Here is a 16,396-nt window from a genome sequence, read left to right on the forward strand (position 1 = left end):
CTCCATGTTACCGGGCGACCAGCGAGCGGCTCAACTCCGCGAGGAGCCGCGTCACCCGGTCGAACAGCCCGCCTGGCTGCGAGGGGTCGGGCGGCGTTTCGGCCAGGATCTCGGCCCGGGTGAACCCGGACGCGACCTCGGTCGTGGCGCGGGCCGTCCACCACGACGTTGAGACGTCCGACGTGGGGGCCGTAGCCGGGCTCGGCCCTCGAATCGGGCGTCGCGTCGTGGGCGCCGGCACCGCAGGAGCGGGGGCGCGTTCGGGCTTCGCGAGATCCAGCCGGAGCACGGCCGGAGGCACGAGCGTGAGGTCGCCCCGCCGTTTGAGCAGCTCGGCCACGACGACCGCGTCCACGCGCGTGTCCTGCCGGAACTTGAGGACGACGATCTGCCGGTCGCGCTCGAGGCTCTCGAGGCCGATCTGATCCGCCATCAGGCGGATGCGCGCGTACTGGGCAAGGTTTTCGACGGCCGTCGGCGGCGTGCCGTAGCGATCGCGCAGCTCGTCGAGGATCGCGGCCACTTCGCCCTCGGTGGCGGCGCGCGCGAGCCGCCGGTACACCGTGAGCCGCTGATTCATGTCCGGCACGTACCGGTCGTCGATCCGCAGATCGATGCGCAAGTTGACGGCGGCGCGGCGTTCGTCCTCGAGGTCTTCGCCTTTCAGCTCCCGGATCGTCTCCTCGAGCAGCTTCACGTACATGTCGAAACCGACGGCTTCGATGTGCCCGCTCTGCTGTCCGCCCAGCAGATTGCCGGCGCCCCGAATCTCGAGATCGAGCGCGGCGATGCGGAACCCGCTGCCGAGATCGCTGAACTCGCGAATCGCCGCGAGCCGGCGCCGCGCGATCGGCGACAGCGTCTGCTCCGCCGGGATGAGCAGGTAGGCGTACGCACGACGGTCGGATCGGCCCACGCGTCCGCGCAACTGATACAACTGCGCCAGCCCGTACCGGTCGGCGCGGTTGATGACGATCGTGTTGGCGTTCGGGATGTCCAATCCGTTCTCCACGATCGTCGTGGCCACGAGCACGTCGTGCTTGTGCGCGACGAAGTCGACCATCACGCGCTCGAGGTCCTGCTCGCTCATCTGGCCGTGGCCGACGGCGATCCTCGCCTCCGGCACGAGCCGCGCGACCAGATTGGCCATCGAGTAGATCGACTCGACGCGATTGTGCACGAGGTAGACCTGTCCGCCGCGTTCCAGCTCCGTCCGGATCGCCCGGCCGATCACGTCGGCCTCGAACTTCACGACCTGCGTCTGGACGGCGAGCCGGTCGCGCGGCGGCGTCTCGATGATCGACATGTCGCGGATGCCGACGAGCGACATGTTCAGCGTGCGCGGGATGGGCGTGGCGGTCATCGTGAGCACGTCCACCTTCCTGCGGAGCTGCTTGATCCGTTCCTTGTGGACCACGCCGAACCGCTGTTCCTCGTCGATCACGAGCAGACCGAGGTCGCGGAACCTCACGTCCTTGGACAGCAGCCGGTGCGTGCCGACGATGATGTCGACGGACCCGGCGGCGAGCTGCGCGAGCACCTCCTGCTGCTCCTGCCGCGTGCGGAATCGACTGACCATCTCGACGCGCACGGGAAAGCCCGCGAAGCGCTCCTTCAGCGTCCTCGTGTGCTGAAACGCCAGCACCGTCGTCGGGGCGAGGAACGCGACCTGCGTGTTGTCCATCACCGCCTTGAACGCCGCGCGCATCGCGACCTCGGTCTTGCCGTAGCCGACGTCGCCGCAAAGCAGGCGATCCATGGGAACGGGCGCTTCCATGTCCTTCGTGATGTCGGCGATCGCGGCCTTCTGGTCGACCGTCAGCTCGTACTCGAACGCGTCGGCGAACTCCTGGTGCCAGTGCGCATCCGGGCTGAACGCGTGCCCCTGGACGGCCTTGCGCGCGGCATAGAGCTTCAGCAGCTCTTCGGCCATGTCGCGCATCGCCTTCTTGACGCGGGTCTTGGCCTTCTCCCACGTCGTGCCGCCGAGCCTGTCGAGCGCCGGCGCCGCGCCGCCCGTGTACTTCTGCACGAGATCGAGCCGCTCGAGCGGGACGAACAGCTTGTCGTCGCCCGCGTAGCGCAGCTCCATGAACTCCTGCGCGTCCTGGCCGGCGACGACGCCCAGCCGCTTCAAGCCGGCGAAGCGGCCGATGCCGTGGTCCACGTGTACGACGAGGTCGCCGATCTTCAGGTCGCGGAAGTCCGAGAGGAACGTGCGGGCCGTCGAGCGGCGACGCTCGTGCACCCGGCGCTCTTCCTCGAACAGATCCGTCTCGGCGAAGACGAGCAGCCGGCCGGCGGGGACGTGAAACCCCTTCGAGAGCTGGCCGGTCGCGACGAGCACGGCGGCGCTCGAGAGATCGTCGGCCGTGTCCATCGATCGCGCCCTGAGACCGTAATCGGCCAAGAGCTCGATCGTGCGTTCGGCACGCCCCGCGGTGGCCGCCACGAAGACGATCGCCTCGTCGCGCTCGCGCGCGCGGCGCAGCTCGTCGGCCCAGTCGCCGATTCGGCCGTGGTATTCGAGCGACGGCACGACGGAGACGTGCGCGCCGGGCTCTTCGACGTCATCGACGTTGAGCTGACTGATCCGGTGCGCCGCCGAGAGCCAGGGCGAGAGGTCGTCCCAGGCGACGGCGATCTCGTCGTACGGCGCGACGGCCCGGCCGCGCGCGATCATGTCGGCGGCCGTCGTACGCCACTGGCGCTCGAGCGTCGCGGCCCGATCCGCCACGTCGTCGAGCTCGAAGACCTCCACGATGGCGCCCGCGCGGCGGACGAAGTCGATCACCGTGGCGGATCGATCGGGATGGTCGGGATCGTCGGGCGCCGCGTCGTGCGGCAGCAGCTCCCGCTGCGGCGCGAGCGAGACCCGCTCGGCGGCGCCCAGCGAGCGCTGCGTGCCGCCGTCGAACCATCGCACCGATTCGACGATGTCGCCGATGAATTCGAGGCGGAGCGGGTGAGGCTCCTGCGCGGGATAGACGTCGACGACCCCGCCGCGGATGCAGAACTCGCCGGGCTCGTCGACCGGGTCCTCGGGAACGTAGCCGGCGAGAGCCAGGCGCTCGCTGAGATCGAGCGGCGCGATCTCGACGCCCGGCTCGACGACGAGCCCGGCCTCGGCCATGCGCCCGGGATCGCTCATGCGCGGCAGCAGCGCGCGCGCCGACGCGATCACGAGCCGCGCCTGCCGGGTCGCGAGCGCATGGAGCGCCCGCGCACGCGCCGATGTCACCTCGAAGTGCGGGCTCAGACCACGATAGGGATCGACCTCCTGGGAAGGGAAGGGCAGCACCTGCTGCGCCACCGCACGATCGGTCGCGCCCTGCAGCACCGTGAAGAAGAACCGCGCGTCGGCCGTCATCTGCTCGACGTCGGCGTCGTTCGGCACGACGAGGAACACGGAGGAGTCGAGCGCCAGCGCCGCCGCGTGCAGCGCGAGCGCCGCCGGCGTGATGCCGGACAGACGGGGATGCGGCCGGTCGAGGCGCGCTTTCGCGGCGGCCGACTTCAGAAGCGATCGAAAGGCGAGCGACGACGACGACCCGATCACAGGCCCTTCATCCCATGCTAGATCCGGACCGCCGGCGCCGCTCGGCCGCCTCGATCTGCCGGACCATCGACGAGGTCGACCAGCCCTCCTCGACGGCAATGCGCACGACGCGCCCGCCTCGGCCCTCGACGGTCTCGCGTCCGACGATCCGATCGAGCGCCCAGTCCGCACCTTTCACGAGCACGTCGGGCAGGATGGCTCGGATGATCGCATCCGGCGTCTCCTCGTCGAAGATGACGACCGCATCCACGCAAGCCAGCGCGGCGAGAATCTCGGCGCGCTCCGGCTCCGGCGTGATGGGCCGTGTGGGTCCTTTGATCGCGCGCACCGAGCGATCCGAGTTGGTCGCCACCACGAGCGCATCGCCCTCGCGGCGCGCCGCCTGCAGGTACCGGACGTGGCCGGGATGGAGCAGGTCGAAGACGCCGTTCGTCATCACGACGCGCCGGCCGTCGGCCTGAAGCGCGCGCGCGAAGCGCGTGGCATCGGCGATCTGCAGGATCGGCATGGCGGTCAGACGCGCGGCGTGACCTTCACGTCGCCGCCGAACTGCCACCGGTGGCGCGGCCGATAGATGCCGACGTCCTTCAGGCGAGACTTCACGCGGAACGTGTGGAGCAGGCGATGGTAGTCGTAGGGCGCGCCGTCGCGTTGGTGCACGGCCACGTCGAGCTTGTAGGTGCCCTCGACGAGGTCCAGCGCCTCGATCTCCAGCCGCACCTCTGCGGACGTTCCGAGGTGATCGGGCTCGTACTCCTCGATGTCGGTGTTCGTGCCGTAGACGCACACGCCTTCGGCGTTGTAGATGGCGACGCCGAACACGAAGTCGGTGACGGGCCGTCGCGCCGAGACCTGAAGCCTCAACGACATGGACTGTCCCGTGTGGAAGATGTGCGTCGCCTCGTCCTGATCGTTCCGGAGCGACACGTCCGTGATCTCCACCTCGCCGGACCCCCATCGTCCCTCGGTGGCGCGCGACATGTCGGCGCGAGCCTCGCCGGCGTCGACCGGACCCGCCGGCGAGCTGCGGGCCTGCCCAGCGGCCTCGGCCTGATGCCTGGCGTCGCTCCGCGCGAGGAACTGCTCCTCCTGCCGAGCGACGTCGGTCACGTATGCGCCGATCACCCGGGTCGGATCGCCCTGCGCGCGCTTCACGCCCGCGTCGAGCCAGACGGCATCGTCGCAGAAGCGCTCGACCATGGAGAGGGCGTGCGTCACGAGCAGGATCGTCTTGTTGCGGCGCTTGAACTCGGCAAATTTGTCGAGACACTTGTGCGTGAAGCCCTCGTCGCCGACCGCCAGCACCTCGTCGACGAGGAGCACGTCGGGATTGACGTGGATCGCAACGGAGAAGCCCAGACGCATGTACATCCCGGAGGAGTACGTCTTCACGGGAGCGTCGATGAACTCGGCCATCTCCGCGAACTCGACGATCTCGTCGAAGCGCTGCTGCACCTCCCGGCGCGAGAGGCCCAGCATGATCCCGTTGATGAACACGTTCTCCCGCCCGGAGATCTCCGGGTGGAAGCCCGCGCCGAGCTCGATCAGCGCGGAGATGCGGCCGCGCACCGTGACGGTGCCGCTCGTCGGCTTCGTGATGCCGGCCACGAGCTTCAGCGCGGTGCTCTTGCCGGAGCCGTTGCGGCCGATGACGCCGAGCGTCTGGCCGGGCGCGACGCTGAACGACACGTGCTGCAGCGCCGCGAACGTCTCGGTGGGCTTGAGATCGTTGAGCAGGCTCCGCTGCAGCAGCGCGCTCTTCAGCGTCGAGAAATGGCGGCCGCCGTACCGGCGGTAGATCTTCGTGACGTCGTCGAGCGCGATCGCAGGGGTCATACCGACTCGGCGAACGAATCCCGCAACCGATCGAACAGCCAGTAGCCCGCGCAGAAGAAGAGCCCCGACGCCGCGCCCATGATGAGCAGCGAGCGAAGATGCCCGAACGGGCCAGGAAAGAACAGGATCTCCTGGTACGAGACGACCAGATGGTAGAACGGATTGAACCGGAACAGCCACCGGTACGACTGCACGGTCGGCATGAAGTAGGCGTAGATGATCGGCGTGGCGAAGAACCAGAACGTCAGCAGGTTCGAGAGCAGGTCGCGGATGTCGCGGAAGTGCACAGTCAGCGCCGACAGCACGAGCGCCAGGGCCAGCGTGAACACGAGCTGAATCGCGACGACGACCGGAAACCAGGGAAGGCCGGCCGGATCGGGGTAGTGATGCGTGCCGATCATGAAACCGACCAGGATGATCAAGCCCAGGACGAAGTGCACCATGTTCGCGAGGACGCTCACGATCGGCAGGATCTCGGCCGGGAACAGCACCTTCTTGATCAGGTTGCCTCCGGCGATGAGCGAGCTCGCGGCCTCGAGCAGCGACGTCGTGAACCAGGTCCACGGCAGCAGGCCCGAGAAGAAGAACACGGCGTACGGCTGCGTGCGCTCGTCCTGGCCGGGCATGATCTTGGTGAAGACGAACGTGTAGATGGAGAGCAGCAGCAGCGGGTTGACGAACGACCAGAAGAACCCGAGCACCGATCCGCGGTAGCGCGCCTTGAGCTCCCGCGCGACGAGACTCTGGATCAGGGGCCGATACCGCACGAGGGCGGCGAGGTTACGCCACATCGATCTGCAGCAGCGCGACCGTGATGTTGTCCGGTCCGCCTGCGTCGTTGGCCGCGTCGACGAGCGTCCGGCACACGTCGGCGAGCGGGGCAGGCTGCTGCACGAGCGCGGCGAGCCGATCCGGAGCGATAACGCCGTGCAGACCATCGGAGCAGAGCAGCAGCCGGTCGTGCGGCTGCACCTCGAACTCCGCGACGTCGACCTGCAAGTCCTGGCCGCCGGACAGCGCGCGGGTCACGACGTTGCGCCAGGGATGGCGACGAGCGTCCGTCTCGGAGATCAGGCCGGCGCGCACCTGCTCGCTGACCCACGAATGGTCCTGGGTGACCTGACGCAGCGCGCCGTCGCGGCAGAGATAGACGCGGCTGTCGCCGACGTGCGCCACCGCCGGCTTGCCGGTCCCGAAGAGGACGGCGGCCGCCGTCGTCGCCATGCCGCGCAGCGCCTCGTTCTCGTCCACCGCGGCACCCAAGCGGCGGTTCGCGAGCAGGAACGCCGCCTTGAGACGATTGCCGTCGAGGCTGAGCGCAGGATCGTACGGAAACGGCCAGGTGCGGTTCACGTCCGCGTCGTGGGTATCGCGCACGAAAGCCTCAATCGTCTCGATGGCAATCCGGGACGCGACCTCGCCCGCCGCGTGTCCGCCCATGCCGTCGGCCACGAGGTAGAGGCCGAGATCGTCACGGATGGCGAAGGCGTCTTCGTTCTCGTCCCGACGCAACCCCGGGTGGGATGCGGCCGCCGAGGAGATGCGCACCATGACGGTTACGCGCGGGGCGGACGCAACTGTCGGGACACCTGCAGCCGGGCGATCGCGCGCAGCATCGCGATGCGCGCGCGTTCGACGTCGGCGTCGATGACCGAGGCCCGCGCCAACTGCTCCTCGGCGCGGCGCTTGGCGGCCTCCGCGCGCTCGATGTCGATGTCCTCGGCGCGCTCGGCCACCTGGGCCAGCACGGAGACGCGGTCGGGCAGGACCTCGACGAAGCCGCCAGCGACGAAGGCGTACTTCGTGTCCGCCCCTTTCCGGTACCACATCGGTCCGGTGCTCAGCGCCGCCAGCATCGGCGCGTGGCCGGGCAGGACGCCGAACTGGCCTTCTTCGCCTGGCAGCTGCACCTCGTCCACCTCTTCGTGCACGATCGACTGCGCCGGCGTGACGAACTCGAGCCGCAGATGGCCAGGCAGCGCCGCCATGGCTACTTCTGCTCCCGGGCCCGCTCAAGCACTTCCTCGATCGTGCCGGCCATGTAGAAGGCCTGTTCCGGGATCTCGTCGTGCTTGCCCTCGGTGATCTCCTTGAAGCCGCGGACCGTGTCGGCGATCGGCACGTACTTGCCCTTGTAGCCGGTGAACTGCTCGGCGACGAAGAAGGGCTGCGACAGGAACTTCTGGATCTTTCGCGCGCGCGAGACCGTGAGCTTGTCGTCCTCCGACAGCTCGTCGATCCCGAGGATCGCGATGATGTCCTGCAGGTCCTTGTAGCGCTGCAGGATCTGCTTGACCGTTCGCGCCACGGCGTAGTGCTCGTCGCCGATGATGCGCGGATCGAGAATCCGCGACGACGACGCGAGCGGATCGACCGCGGGGTAGATGCCGAGCTCGGCAATCGCGCGCGAGAGGTTCGTCGTCGCGTCGAGGTGGGCGAAGGTCGTGGCCGGTGCCGGGTCCGTGTAGTCGTCGGCCGGCACGTAGATCGCCTGCACCGACGTGATCGAGCCCTTGCGGGTGGACGTGATGCGTTCCTGTAGCTCGCCCATCTCGGTGAGCAGCGTCGGCTGATAGCCGACGGCGGACGGCATGCGGCCGAGCAGCGCCGAGACCTCCGAGCCCGCCTGCGTGAACCGGAAGATGTTGTCGACGAACAGCAGCACGTCCTTGTTCTCGGCGTCGCGGAAGTACTCGGCGACGGTGAGCGCCGAGAGCGCGACGCGCAGCCGTGCGCCCGGCGGTTCCGTCATCTGGCCGTAGACGAGCGCGGCCCGGGACTTGGACGAATCGGCCGGATCGATGACGCCCGTCTCCTGGAACTCCAGCCAGAGGTCGTTGCCCTCTCGCGTGCGCTCGCCGACACCGCCGAACACGGACACGCCGCCGTGCTTCATCGCGATGTTGTTGATGAGCTCCATGATGATGACGGTCTTGCCGACGCCGGCGCCGCCGAACAGCCCGATCTTGCCGCCCTGCAGGTACGGCTCGAGCAGATCGATGACCTTGATGCCGGTCTCGAACATCTTGAGCTCGGTGGACTGCTCCTCGAGGCTGGGCGCCGGCCGGTGAATCGGCCAGCGTTCCGTCGCGGCGACCGGCCGGTCGGGGAAGTCCACCGGCTCGCCGAGCACGTTCAGCACGCGTCCGAGCGTCGCGGGCCCCACCGGCACCGAGATCGGCCCGCCGAGATCCTGCACCGGCATCCCGCGCTGCAGGCCGTCGGTCGGCTTCATCGCGACGGCGCGCACGCGGTTCTCGCCGAGGTGCTGCTCGACTTCGGCAATCAGATCCACCGCCGTGCCGCCCGCGTCGCCGGTGATGCGCAGCGCGTTGTAGATCGCCGGCAGGTATCCGCCGTCGAACTCCACGTCGAGCACCGGCCCGATTACCTGGACGACCTTGCCCGTCTTGACCGCTTCGGCCACTGCCATCGTTCTCTCCACCTTCCGTTCGGCGCGGACCCTATTGGGCCTGCGCGCCGGATACGACCTCGATGATGTCCCTCGTGATCGCCGCCTGCCGGATCTTGTTCATGTAGAGCGTCAGGCTGTCGATCATCTCGGAGGAATTGCGCGTCGCCGCGTCCATGGCGGTCATCTGCGCCGCGAAGAACGCCGCCGACGATTCCACCAGCGCGCGGAGCACCTGCGCCTGCACCAACTGGTGCAGCAGCACGTCCAGGATGCGGTCGGGCGACGGCTCGTAGAGATAATCCGTCACGGCCGCGGCCGCCTCTTCCTCGGCCGACACGCTCGTGAGCGGCAACAGCGGCTCGACCACCACGCGCTGCTGCATGACGCTCTTGAACTCGTTGTAGACGAGAAACACGCTGTCGACGCGCTCCTCGAGGAAGTCCCTGATCGCGGGCGCCGCGATGGCCTCGGCGTCGGCCACGCCGATGACCTTCGGCAGGTTCACGTGCTCGAACCGGATGGGCAATCCGCGGCGGCCGAAGAAGTCGCGTCCCTTGCGGCCCACCAGGCCGAGCGACACCGGCTGACTGGGACGCTCCTTGATGAACGCGCCAACCGCTTTCGCGACGTTGGTGTTGAAGCTGCCGCAGAGGCCGCGGTCGGCGGTGATCGCGATGACGAGCGTGGCGCCGGCCTCGACGCCCGGCCGGCGGGCGAGCAGCGGATGCGCGTGCTCGTCCACGCGCGACGCGATGCTCGCCAGCACGTGGCGGGCCTGGCGGGCGTACGGCCGCGTCGCGAAGACCCGCTCCTGCGCGCGCCGCAGCTTGGAGGCGGCCACCATCTTCATCGCCTTCGTGATCTGTTGCGTGGACTTGACGGCGCGGATGCGCCGGCGCATGTCGATCAGCGACGGCACGGCGAGATCTCGTTGGGCATGGACGGCGACATGGCTGGCTCTAGGCGGCGGTGGCGGCCGCGAACGTGCGCACGTAGTCCTCGATCGCCGCCTTCAGCGTGCCCTTCACCTCGTCATCGAGGATCTTCTTCTCGCGGATGGCGGTGAGGACGGCCTCGTGGCGCGTCTCGAGGAACGGATACAACCCCTCTTCGAATTGACGCACACGGTCGACCGGCACGCTGTCGAGATAGCCGTTCGTCGCCGCGTAGACGATCGCGACCTGCTTCTCGACGGCCAGCGGCCGGTACTGGGGCTGCTTCAGGATCTCGACCAGCCGGCGGCCGCGGTTCAACTGGCGCTGCGTGGCCGGATCGAGGTCGCTGCCGAACTGGGCGAACGCGGCCAGCTCGCGGTACTGCGCCAGATCGAGGCGCAGCGACCCGGCCACCTGACGCATCGCGCGGATCTGCGCCGAGCCGCCGACGCGCGATACCGAGTTGCCGACGTTGATCGCCGGTCGGATGCCCTGGTTGAAGAGGTCCGCCTCGAGGAAGATCTGCCCGTCCGTGATCGAGATCACGTTCGTCGGGATGTAGGCCGAGAGGTCGCCGGCCTGCGTCTCGATGATCGGCAGCGCCGTGAGCGACCCGCCGCCGAGCTCCTTGCGCAGCTTGGCCGCGCGCTCGAGCAGCCGCGAGTGCAGGTAGAAGACGTCCCCGGGGTACGCCTCGCGGCCCGGCGGACGCCGGAGCAGCAGCGAGATCTCGCGGTACGCCTGCGCGTGCTTCGAGAGGTCGTCGTACACGCACAGCGCGTGACGGCCGGTGTCGCGGAAGTACTCGCCGATCGTGCACGCCGAGTACGGGCTGATGTACAGCAGCGGCGCCGGATCCGACGCGGCCGCCGACACCACGATCGTGTACTCCATCGCGCCCGCGTCTTCGAGCGTGCGAACCACCTGCGCGACCGTCGACTGCTTCTGGCCAATCGCGTTGTAGATGCAAATCACGTCCAGGCCGCGCTGGTTGATGATCGCGTCGACGGCGACCGCGGTCTTGCCCGTCTGCCGGTCGCCGATGATCAGCTCGCGCTGGCCGCGGCCAATCGGCACCATCGCGTCGATGGCCTTGAGGCCCGTCTGCAGCGGCTCCTTCACCGGCTGGCGATCGACGACGCCGGGGGCGAGACGCTCGATGGGGGAGAACTGCTTCGACGCGATCGGTCCCTTGCCGTCGATGGGCTGCCCGAGGGCGTTCACGACGCGGCCGATCATCTCGTCGCCGACCGGCACGGAGATGATCCGGCCGGTCCGCTTGACGGTGTCGCCTTCCTTGACCTCCGTCGAGTGGCCGAGCAACACCGCGCCGACGGCGTCCTCCTCGAGGTTGAGCGCGATGCCGAACAGGCCGTGCGGAAACTCGAGCATTTCGCCCGCCATCGCCCGCTCGATGCCGTGAACGCGCGCGATGCCGTCGCCGACCGACACGACGGTGCCGACCTCGGCGACGTCGACCGTCGCGGCGAAGTTGCCGATGTGGTCGCGAATGATCTTGGAAATCTCGTCGGCCTTGATCTGCATGTGGTCAGTCCTCGTTGCGGGTCATCGCTCGCGTCGGCCGGATCGGAGGCCGTGTGGTCAGCGGCTCCCGAGAAGTTGTTCGCGCACGCGGTCGATCTGCCGCGTCACGCTGCCGTCGAACACGATGCTGCCCGCCTTCGCGATCAGGCCGCCCACGATCGACGAGTCGACGCGCTCGGTCATCACGACGTCGCGACCGAGCGCCTTGCTCAACGCCTGCTGCAGCGCCGCCCGCGCTCCCTCGTCCAGGCCCGTCGGCGTCGTGACCTCGGCGTTGACGATCCGAGCCGCGTCGAGCACGCGAGCGGAGAAGAGCGCGTCGACGTCGGCGACGAGCACGAGGCGATCGCGGTCCGCGAGCCAGGTCAGGAGCCGGCGGACCTCGTCGGCGACACCGCCCATGCGATCGAGCAACGCGCGCACGATGGCGGCCTTCGCAGACGATGGCACGGCGGGATCGGCTGCGACGCGGCCGAGCTCGGCGTGCGAGGCGACGAGCGCCGCGAACCGGGCGAGGTCGCGCCGGATCTCCTCGGTGCGGCCGTTGCGGCTCGCCACGTCGAACAGGGCGTTGGCGTACTGTCGCGCTGAGGTCCGAGCGTTCATAAGGTCATGGTCGAGGGGCGCGAACGGTCGTCAGGCGCAGGCGATCCCTGCCGCGCGGATCGCCTGAGATGACCGTGCCTCATGGCGCACACACCGGGGGCCGAGGCAAACGTCAATTTATACCATTTGCCTTCGGATACCTTCAAGACGAGGAGGCGTTCACCGGCTGCCGGTCAGCGCGTCGTAGAGCCGCTGCAGCTCGTCCTCGCTCGTGAACTCGATCGCGATCTGGCCGCCGCGGCCGCGCCGCTCGATGCGCACGCGCGTGCCGAGCGCCAGCCGGAGCTGCTCTTCGGCCGCGCGGGTGTTGGGGTCGACCTTCTTGACCGGGGGCGGCGGAGCGGGCGGCGCCTGCTCTCGGCGGACGAGCGCCTCAGTCTCTCGAACCGACAGACCGCGCGACACGATCTCGCGCGCGATCCGCCGCTGCGCCGCCTCGTCGGCGAGCGCGAGGAGCGTACGGGCGTGCCCCATCGAGAGCGCGCCGGCAGCGAGATCGCTTCGGACTTCGACAGGTAACCTCAACAGACGCATGTAGTTAGCGACGGTAGCTCGATCCTTGCCGACTGCCGCTGCGATGTCCTCCTGCGACAGTTGCAGCTCGTCCGCCAGGCGGCGGTACGCCTGCGCCTCTTCGATCGGATTGAGGTTCTCCCGCTGGATGTTCTCGACCAACGCCACCTGCAGCACCTGGTCGTCGGCCACGTCGCGGACCACGACAGGGATGCGGAGGAGGCCAGCGCGCTGGGCGGCGCGCCATCGCCGTTCGCCGGCAATGATTTCGTAGCGATCGCCGGCGCGTCGGACGAGGACCGGCTGGATCACGCCGTGGACGCGGATCGACTCGGCGAGCTCGTCGAGTTGGTGCTCGTCGAACTGGGTGCGCGGCTGGCGCGGGTTGGGCGCGAGCAGGTCGATGTCCAGCTCCTGCGGCCGATCGGCGAGCCGGCCAGCGGGCTGGGCCTGGGCATCGGGGATCAGCGCGCTCAGTCCGCGTCCCAGTGCAGGGCGCTTCTCGGCCATCGCGGCACCTCCTCAGGAATGGGCGGCGGCGGGCGTTTCGGCGTCGCTGCCACGGTTTCTTGCCAGGAACTCACGGGCCAGGGCGATGTAGGCCTCCGCGCCACGGGAGCGCGCATCGTAGAGGATGATCGGGAGCCCATGACTCGGCGCCTCCCCCAGCCGGATATTGCGGGGAATGACCGTGCGGTAGACCAGATCGCCGAAGTACTCGCGGATGTTGGCGCTGACCTGCTGGCCGAGGTTGGTCCGATCGTCGTACATCGTGAGCAACACGCCCTCGACGGAGAGCCTCGGGTTGAGGGATGCCTTGACGCGGTCGATCGTCGACGTCAACTCGGCGATGCCTTCGAGCGCGAAGTACTCGCAATTCAGTGGAATCAGCACGGAGTCGGCGGCAACCAGTCCATTCAAGGTCAGAAGACCAAGCGACGGAGGCGAATCGATGAAGATGTACTCGTAGTCGGCCCGGAGGGGATCCAGCAATCGTTGCAGTCGCCGCTCCCGCCGTTCCATCGATACAAGCTCGATCTCCGCGCCTGTCAGGTTCCGATCCGCGGGCATGATCGACAGACGGTCGACCTGTGTGGGCGCGATGAACCGACGCGCATCGGCGTCCTGAGCCATGAGCGCGGCGTAGGTGCCGCCGGCAGACGTCGCCCCCTTGGCACCAACGCCGCTCGTCAAGTTCGCCTGAGGGTCCAGGTCGATGACGAGGATTCGCTGCTCAGCAATCGCGAGCGAGGCGGCCAGGTTGATCGTCGTCGTGGTCTTGGCCACGCCGCCTTTCTGATTCGCAATCGCAATGATCCTGCTCGGTCTACGCATTGATGTTCCACGTGGAACGTCGCCTGCCCACGTCCGGCAAAGATACTACGAGGTCGCCGTGGGCTAGGGAACTGACATCCCGGCTCGAACCGGGACTCCCACGCCAGATCGATGTGCACGCTTGTTGGGCTCTCCGCTCCAACGGATCTCCATCAAGAGGGAGCGATCCGCTTCCTTGCCATCACTGCCACGGTGGGACCGCCAAGCCAGAGCTGATTCGCCGACATCACCAGCCCCGCCGGCAATGGGAGCTCTTCGTGTCGTCCGAAGAGGACAACGCGGGAATCGACGTGCATCACGGCATGAATGGCACGAATCAGCCCAGGATCCACTCGGACGCCTCGCAACGTGATGACGTCTACAGGGGGCTGAGAGGCGACCTGCTCACAACCTTCCCCGAACCGACTGGCCACGACCTCAACGTCGCCAAGCTCCAGAGTCCTGACGACCTCTCTGAGGAATGCCGCCTTCTTGGCGCGAGCCTCGTACCACCTTGCGCTCAGCCACGGACACGCGATCTTCAGGGGGACAGCAGGTGACCCGCCGCCAGTGCCGATGTCGCAATGAGTTCTATCATATGACCTTACAAGGGTGGCAGCCGCCAGCGGCTCGACAACCAACCGATCGACCGCTTCGTCGCTCGGCGCCGACAAATCGAAGCCGGTCAGGTTGAGCCGCGCGTTCCAGCGATGCAGCAGAGCGAGATACGCCGCGCATTGCCCAATGACCGCGGCCGTGGCCGGGACGCCAACCGCGGCGAGGCGATTGCCCAGGCGCTCGGCGAGCTGGTCCGGATTCACGCGAGCTATTGTCGCGCGTTCGGGGTGCCCTTCCGGACGAGCGTCGCCGCCACGATCGCGATCGCCGCCGGCGTGACGCCCGGCACGCGCGACGCCTGCCCCAACGTCTCAGGACGGATCGTCGTCAGCCGCTCCACGACCTCTCGCGACAGGCCCGGGATGCCCTGGTACACGAACTCCCTCGGAATCGCCCGGTGCTCGTGGTTCCGCGTGCGTTCGTTCGCCGCGTCCTGCTGCTTGAGGTACCCGTCGTACTTCAGGTCCGCGTCGAGCGACGCGACGTCCACGTGCTCGCGACGTCCGTCGATCTCCATCGCGAACCCCGCATCGCGCACGTCGGCCAGCCGCACGGCGGGCCGCGCGATCGCCTGCGCTGCCGACATCGTCGTGCCGCCGAAGGCGACGCGCGTGCGGCGCGCACGATCGTGATTGCGCGCGAGCCGCGACCGCCGCGCCTCGAAGACGTCCCACCGCTCGTCGTCCACGAGCCCCGCGCTGCGGCCGATCGGCGTCAACCGGAGGTCGGCGTTGTCGATGCGCAGGCGAAGCCGGTGTTCGGCGCGCGAGGTGAACATCCGGTATGGCTCGAGACATCCACGCGTGACCAGATCGTCGATCAGCACGCCGATGTAGGCCTCGTCGCGGCCGAGCACGATCGGCGGATGCCGCCGAGCCGCGCGCGCCGCGTTGAGACCGGCCATCACGCCCTGCGCCGCCGCTTCTTCGTACCCCGACGTGCCGTTGATCTGCCCGGCGAGAAACAGTCCGGGCAGGCGCTTGACCTCGAGCGATCGATGGAGCTCGGTCGGCTGCACGAAGTCGTACTCGACCGCATAGGCATGGCGGAGGATGCGGGCGTCCTCGAGACCAGGCAACACGTGGACGATGGCGTCCTGCGCATCGCGCGGCAGGCTCATCGACAGCCCGTTCACGTAGATCTCGTCGGCGGCGCGCCCCTCCGGCTCGAGAAAGATCTGGTGCCGCTCCTTGTCCGGAAACCGCATGATCTTGTCTTCGAGCGACGGACAGTACCGCGGCCCGATGCCGGAAATCCGGCCGTTGTAGAGCGGCGATCGCGAGATGTGCCGGCGCACGAGATCGTGCACCGCCTCCGTCGTGTAGAGCAGGTGGCAGACGACCTGCTCGACCTCGACGCGCGGTGACATGAACGAGAACGGCACGATCGGATCGTCGCCGCGTTCGGCGTCGAACCGAGAGAAGTCGATGGACCGTCGATCCAGCCGCGGCGGCGTGCCGGTCTTCAGGCGTCCGAGCTCGAGATCGAGCGCGCGCAGCGACGCGGCGAGATCGCGCGTGGGCGGCTCGTTCGCCCTGCCCGCCGGCTGCTGCTCGTCGCCGACGTGCACGAGGCCGTTGAGGAAGGTGCCGGTCGTGACGACCACCGCGCGGCACGACACGGCGTCGCCTTCCTCGAACGCCAAGCCCGTTACCCGGCCGCGGGCCGACAGAATCCGCCCGGCGCGGCGGAAGAGCCACGTGATGCCGGCCTCGCGCGACAACGCGTCGCGCATCCACGCGCCGTACTTCGCCTTGTCCGCCTGCGCGCGCGGCGACCACACCGCGGGACCGCGACTGCGGTTCAGCACCTTGAACTGGATCCCGGTCGCATCGATGGCGCGCCCCATCAGCCCGCCGAGCGCGTCGACTTCGCGCACCAGATGCCCCTTCGCGGTCCCGCCGATGGCCGGATTGCACGGCATCAGCGCGACGGTCTCGGCCGACAGCGTGCAGAGGCCGACGGAGCACCCGAGGCGTGACGCCGCCCAGGCCGCCTCGCATCCGGCATGCCCGGCGCCAATCACCACGACGTCGAAGTCCCGCTGATGCATCG

At 68.5% G+C, this 16,396-nt stretch carries 14 protein-coding genes; all 14 read right to left on the minus strand.

Features of this window, described 5'->3' with window-relative positions:
- Window positions 1-7: 7 nt before the first annotated feature.
- Window positions 8-2,947: a transcription-repair coupling factor gene (gene mfd, locus IT184_05425; protein MCC7008237.1), complete on the minus strand. Its 2,940-nt coding sequence runs from the start codon at window positions 2,945-2,947 to the stop codon at window positions 8-10.
- 619 nt (window positions 2,948-3,566) lie between these two features.
- Window positions 3,567-4,067, minus strand: a complete 501-nt coding sequence (gene rfaE2, locus IT184_05430; GenBank protein MCC7008238.1) for a D-glycero-beta-D-manno-heptose 1-phosphate adenylyltransferase — start codon at window positions 4,065-4,067, stop codon at window positions 3,567-3,569.
- A gap of 5 nt (window positions 4,068-4,072) precedes the next feature.
- A complete protein-coding gene (locus IT184_05435; protein MCC7008239.1) occupies window positions 4,073-5,395 on the minus strand; it encodes an ABC transporter ATP-binding protein in 1,323 nt (440 codons plus the stop codon).
- Window positions 5,392-6,186: an ABC transporter permease gene (locus tag IT184_05440; protein MCC7008240.1), complete on the minus strand. Its 795-nt coding sequence runs from the start codon at window positions 6,184-6,186 to the stop codon at window positions 5,392-5,394. The genes IT184_05435 and IT184_05440 overlap by 4 nt, the downstream gene beginning before the upstream one ends.
- A complete protein-coding gene (locus tag IT184_05445; GenBank protein MCC7008241.1) occupies window positions 6,176-6,946 on the minus strand; it encodes a serine/threonine-protein phosphatase in 771 nt (256 codons plus the stop codon). The genes IT184_05440 and IT184_05445 overlap by 11 nt, the downstream gene beginning before the upstream one ends.
- A gap of 5 nt (window positions 6,947-6,951) precedes the next feature.
- A complete protein-coding gene (locus IT184_05450; protein ID MCC7008242.1) occupies window positions 6,952-7,374 on the minus strand; it encodes a F0F1 ATP synthase subunit epsilon in 423 nt (140 codons plus the stop codon).
- 11 nt (window positions 7,375-7,385) lie between these two features.
- Window positions 7,386-8,828: a F0F1 ATP synthase subunit beta gene (gene atpD / locus IT184_05455; GenBank protein MCC7008243.1), complete on the minus strand. Its 1,443-nt coding sequence runs from the start codon at window positions 8,826-8,828 to the stop codon at window positions 7,386-7,388.
- A gap of 31 nt (window positions 8,829-8,859) precedes the next feature.
- Complete coding sequence (atpG, locus tag IT184_05460) at window positions 8,860-9,729, minus strand: ATP synthase F1 subunit gamma (protein MCC7008244.1); 870 nt, start codon at window positions 9,727-9,729, stop codon at window positions 8,860-8,862.
- Between the two features lie 40 nt (window positions 9,730-9,769).
- A complete protein-coding gene (locus IT184_05465; protein ID MCC7008245.1) occupies window positions 9,770-11,290 on the minus strand; it encodes a F0F1 ATP synthase subunit alpha in 1,521 nt (506 codons plus the stop codon).
- Between the two features lie 57 nt (window positions 11,291-11,347).
- Window positions 11,348-11,896 (minus strand): ATP synthase F1 subunit delta, encoded by a 549-nt coding sequence (atpH, locus tag IT184_05470; protein MCC7008246.1) that lies wholly within the window; start codon window positions 11,894-11,896, stop codon window positions 11,348-11,350.
- A gap of 159 nt (window positions 11,897-12,055) precedes the next feature.
- On the minus strand, window positions 12,056-12,919 hold the full coding sequence (locus IT184_05475; GenBank protein MCC7008247.1) for a ParB/RepB/Spo0J family partition protein: 864 nt from the start codon (window positions 12,917-12,919) through the stop codon (window positions 12,056-12,058).
- 12 nt (window positions 12,920-12,931) lie between these two features.
- Window positions 12,932-13,744, minus strand: a complete 813-nt coding sequence (locus IT184_05480) for a ParA family protein (GenBank protein MCC7008248.1) — start codon at window positions 13,742-13,744, stop codon at window positions 12,932-12,934.
- Between the two features lie 152 nt (window positions 13,745-13,896).
- Window positions 13,897-14,544: a class I SAM-dependent methyltransferase gene (locus tag IT184_05485; GenBank protein ID MCC7008249.1), complete on the minus strand. Its 648-nt coding sequence runs from the start codon at window positions 14,542-14,544 to the stop codon at window positions 13,897-13,899.
- 5 nt (window positions 14,545-14,549) lie between these two features.
- A complete protein-coding gene (mnmG, locus tag IT184_05490) occupies window positions 14,550-16,394 on the minus strand; it encodes a tRNA uridine-5-carboxymethylaminomethyl(34) synthesis enzyme MnmG (protein MCC7008250.1) in 1,845 nt (614 codons plus the stop codon).
- Window positions 16,395-16,396: the final 2 nt, after the last annotated feature.

Source organism: Acidobacteriota bacterium, from assembly GCA_020853395.1.
Lineage (GTDB): Bacteria > Acidobacteriota > Vicinamibacteria > Vicinamibacterales > SCN-69-37 > JADYYY01.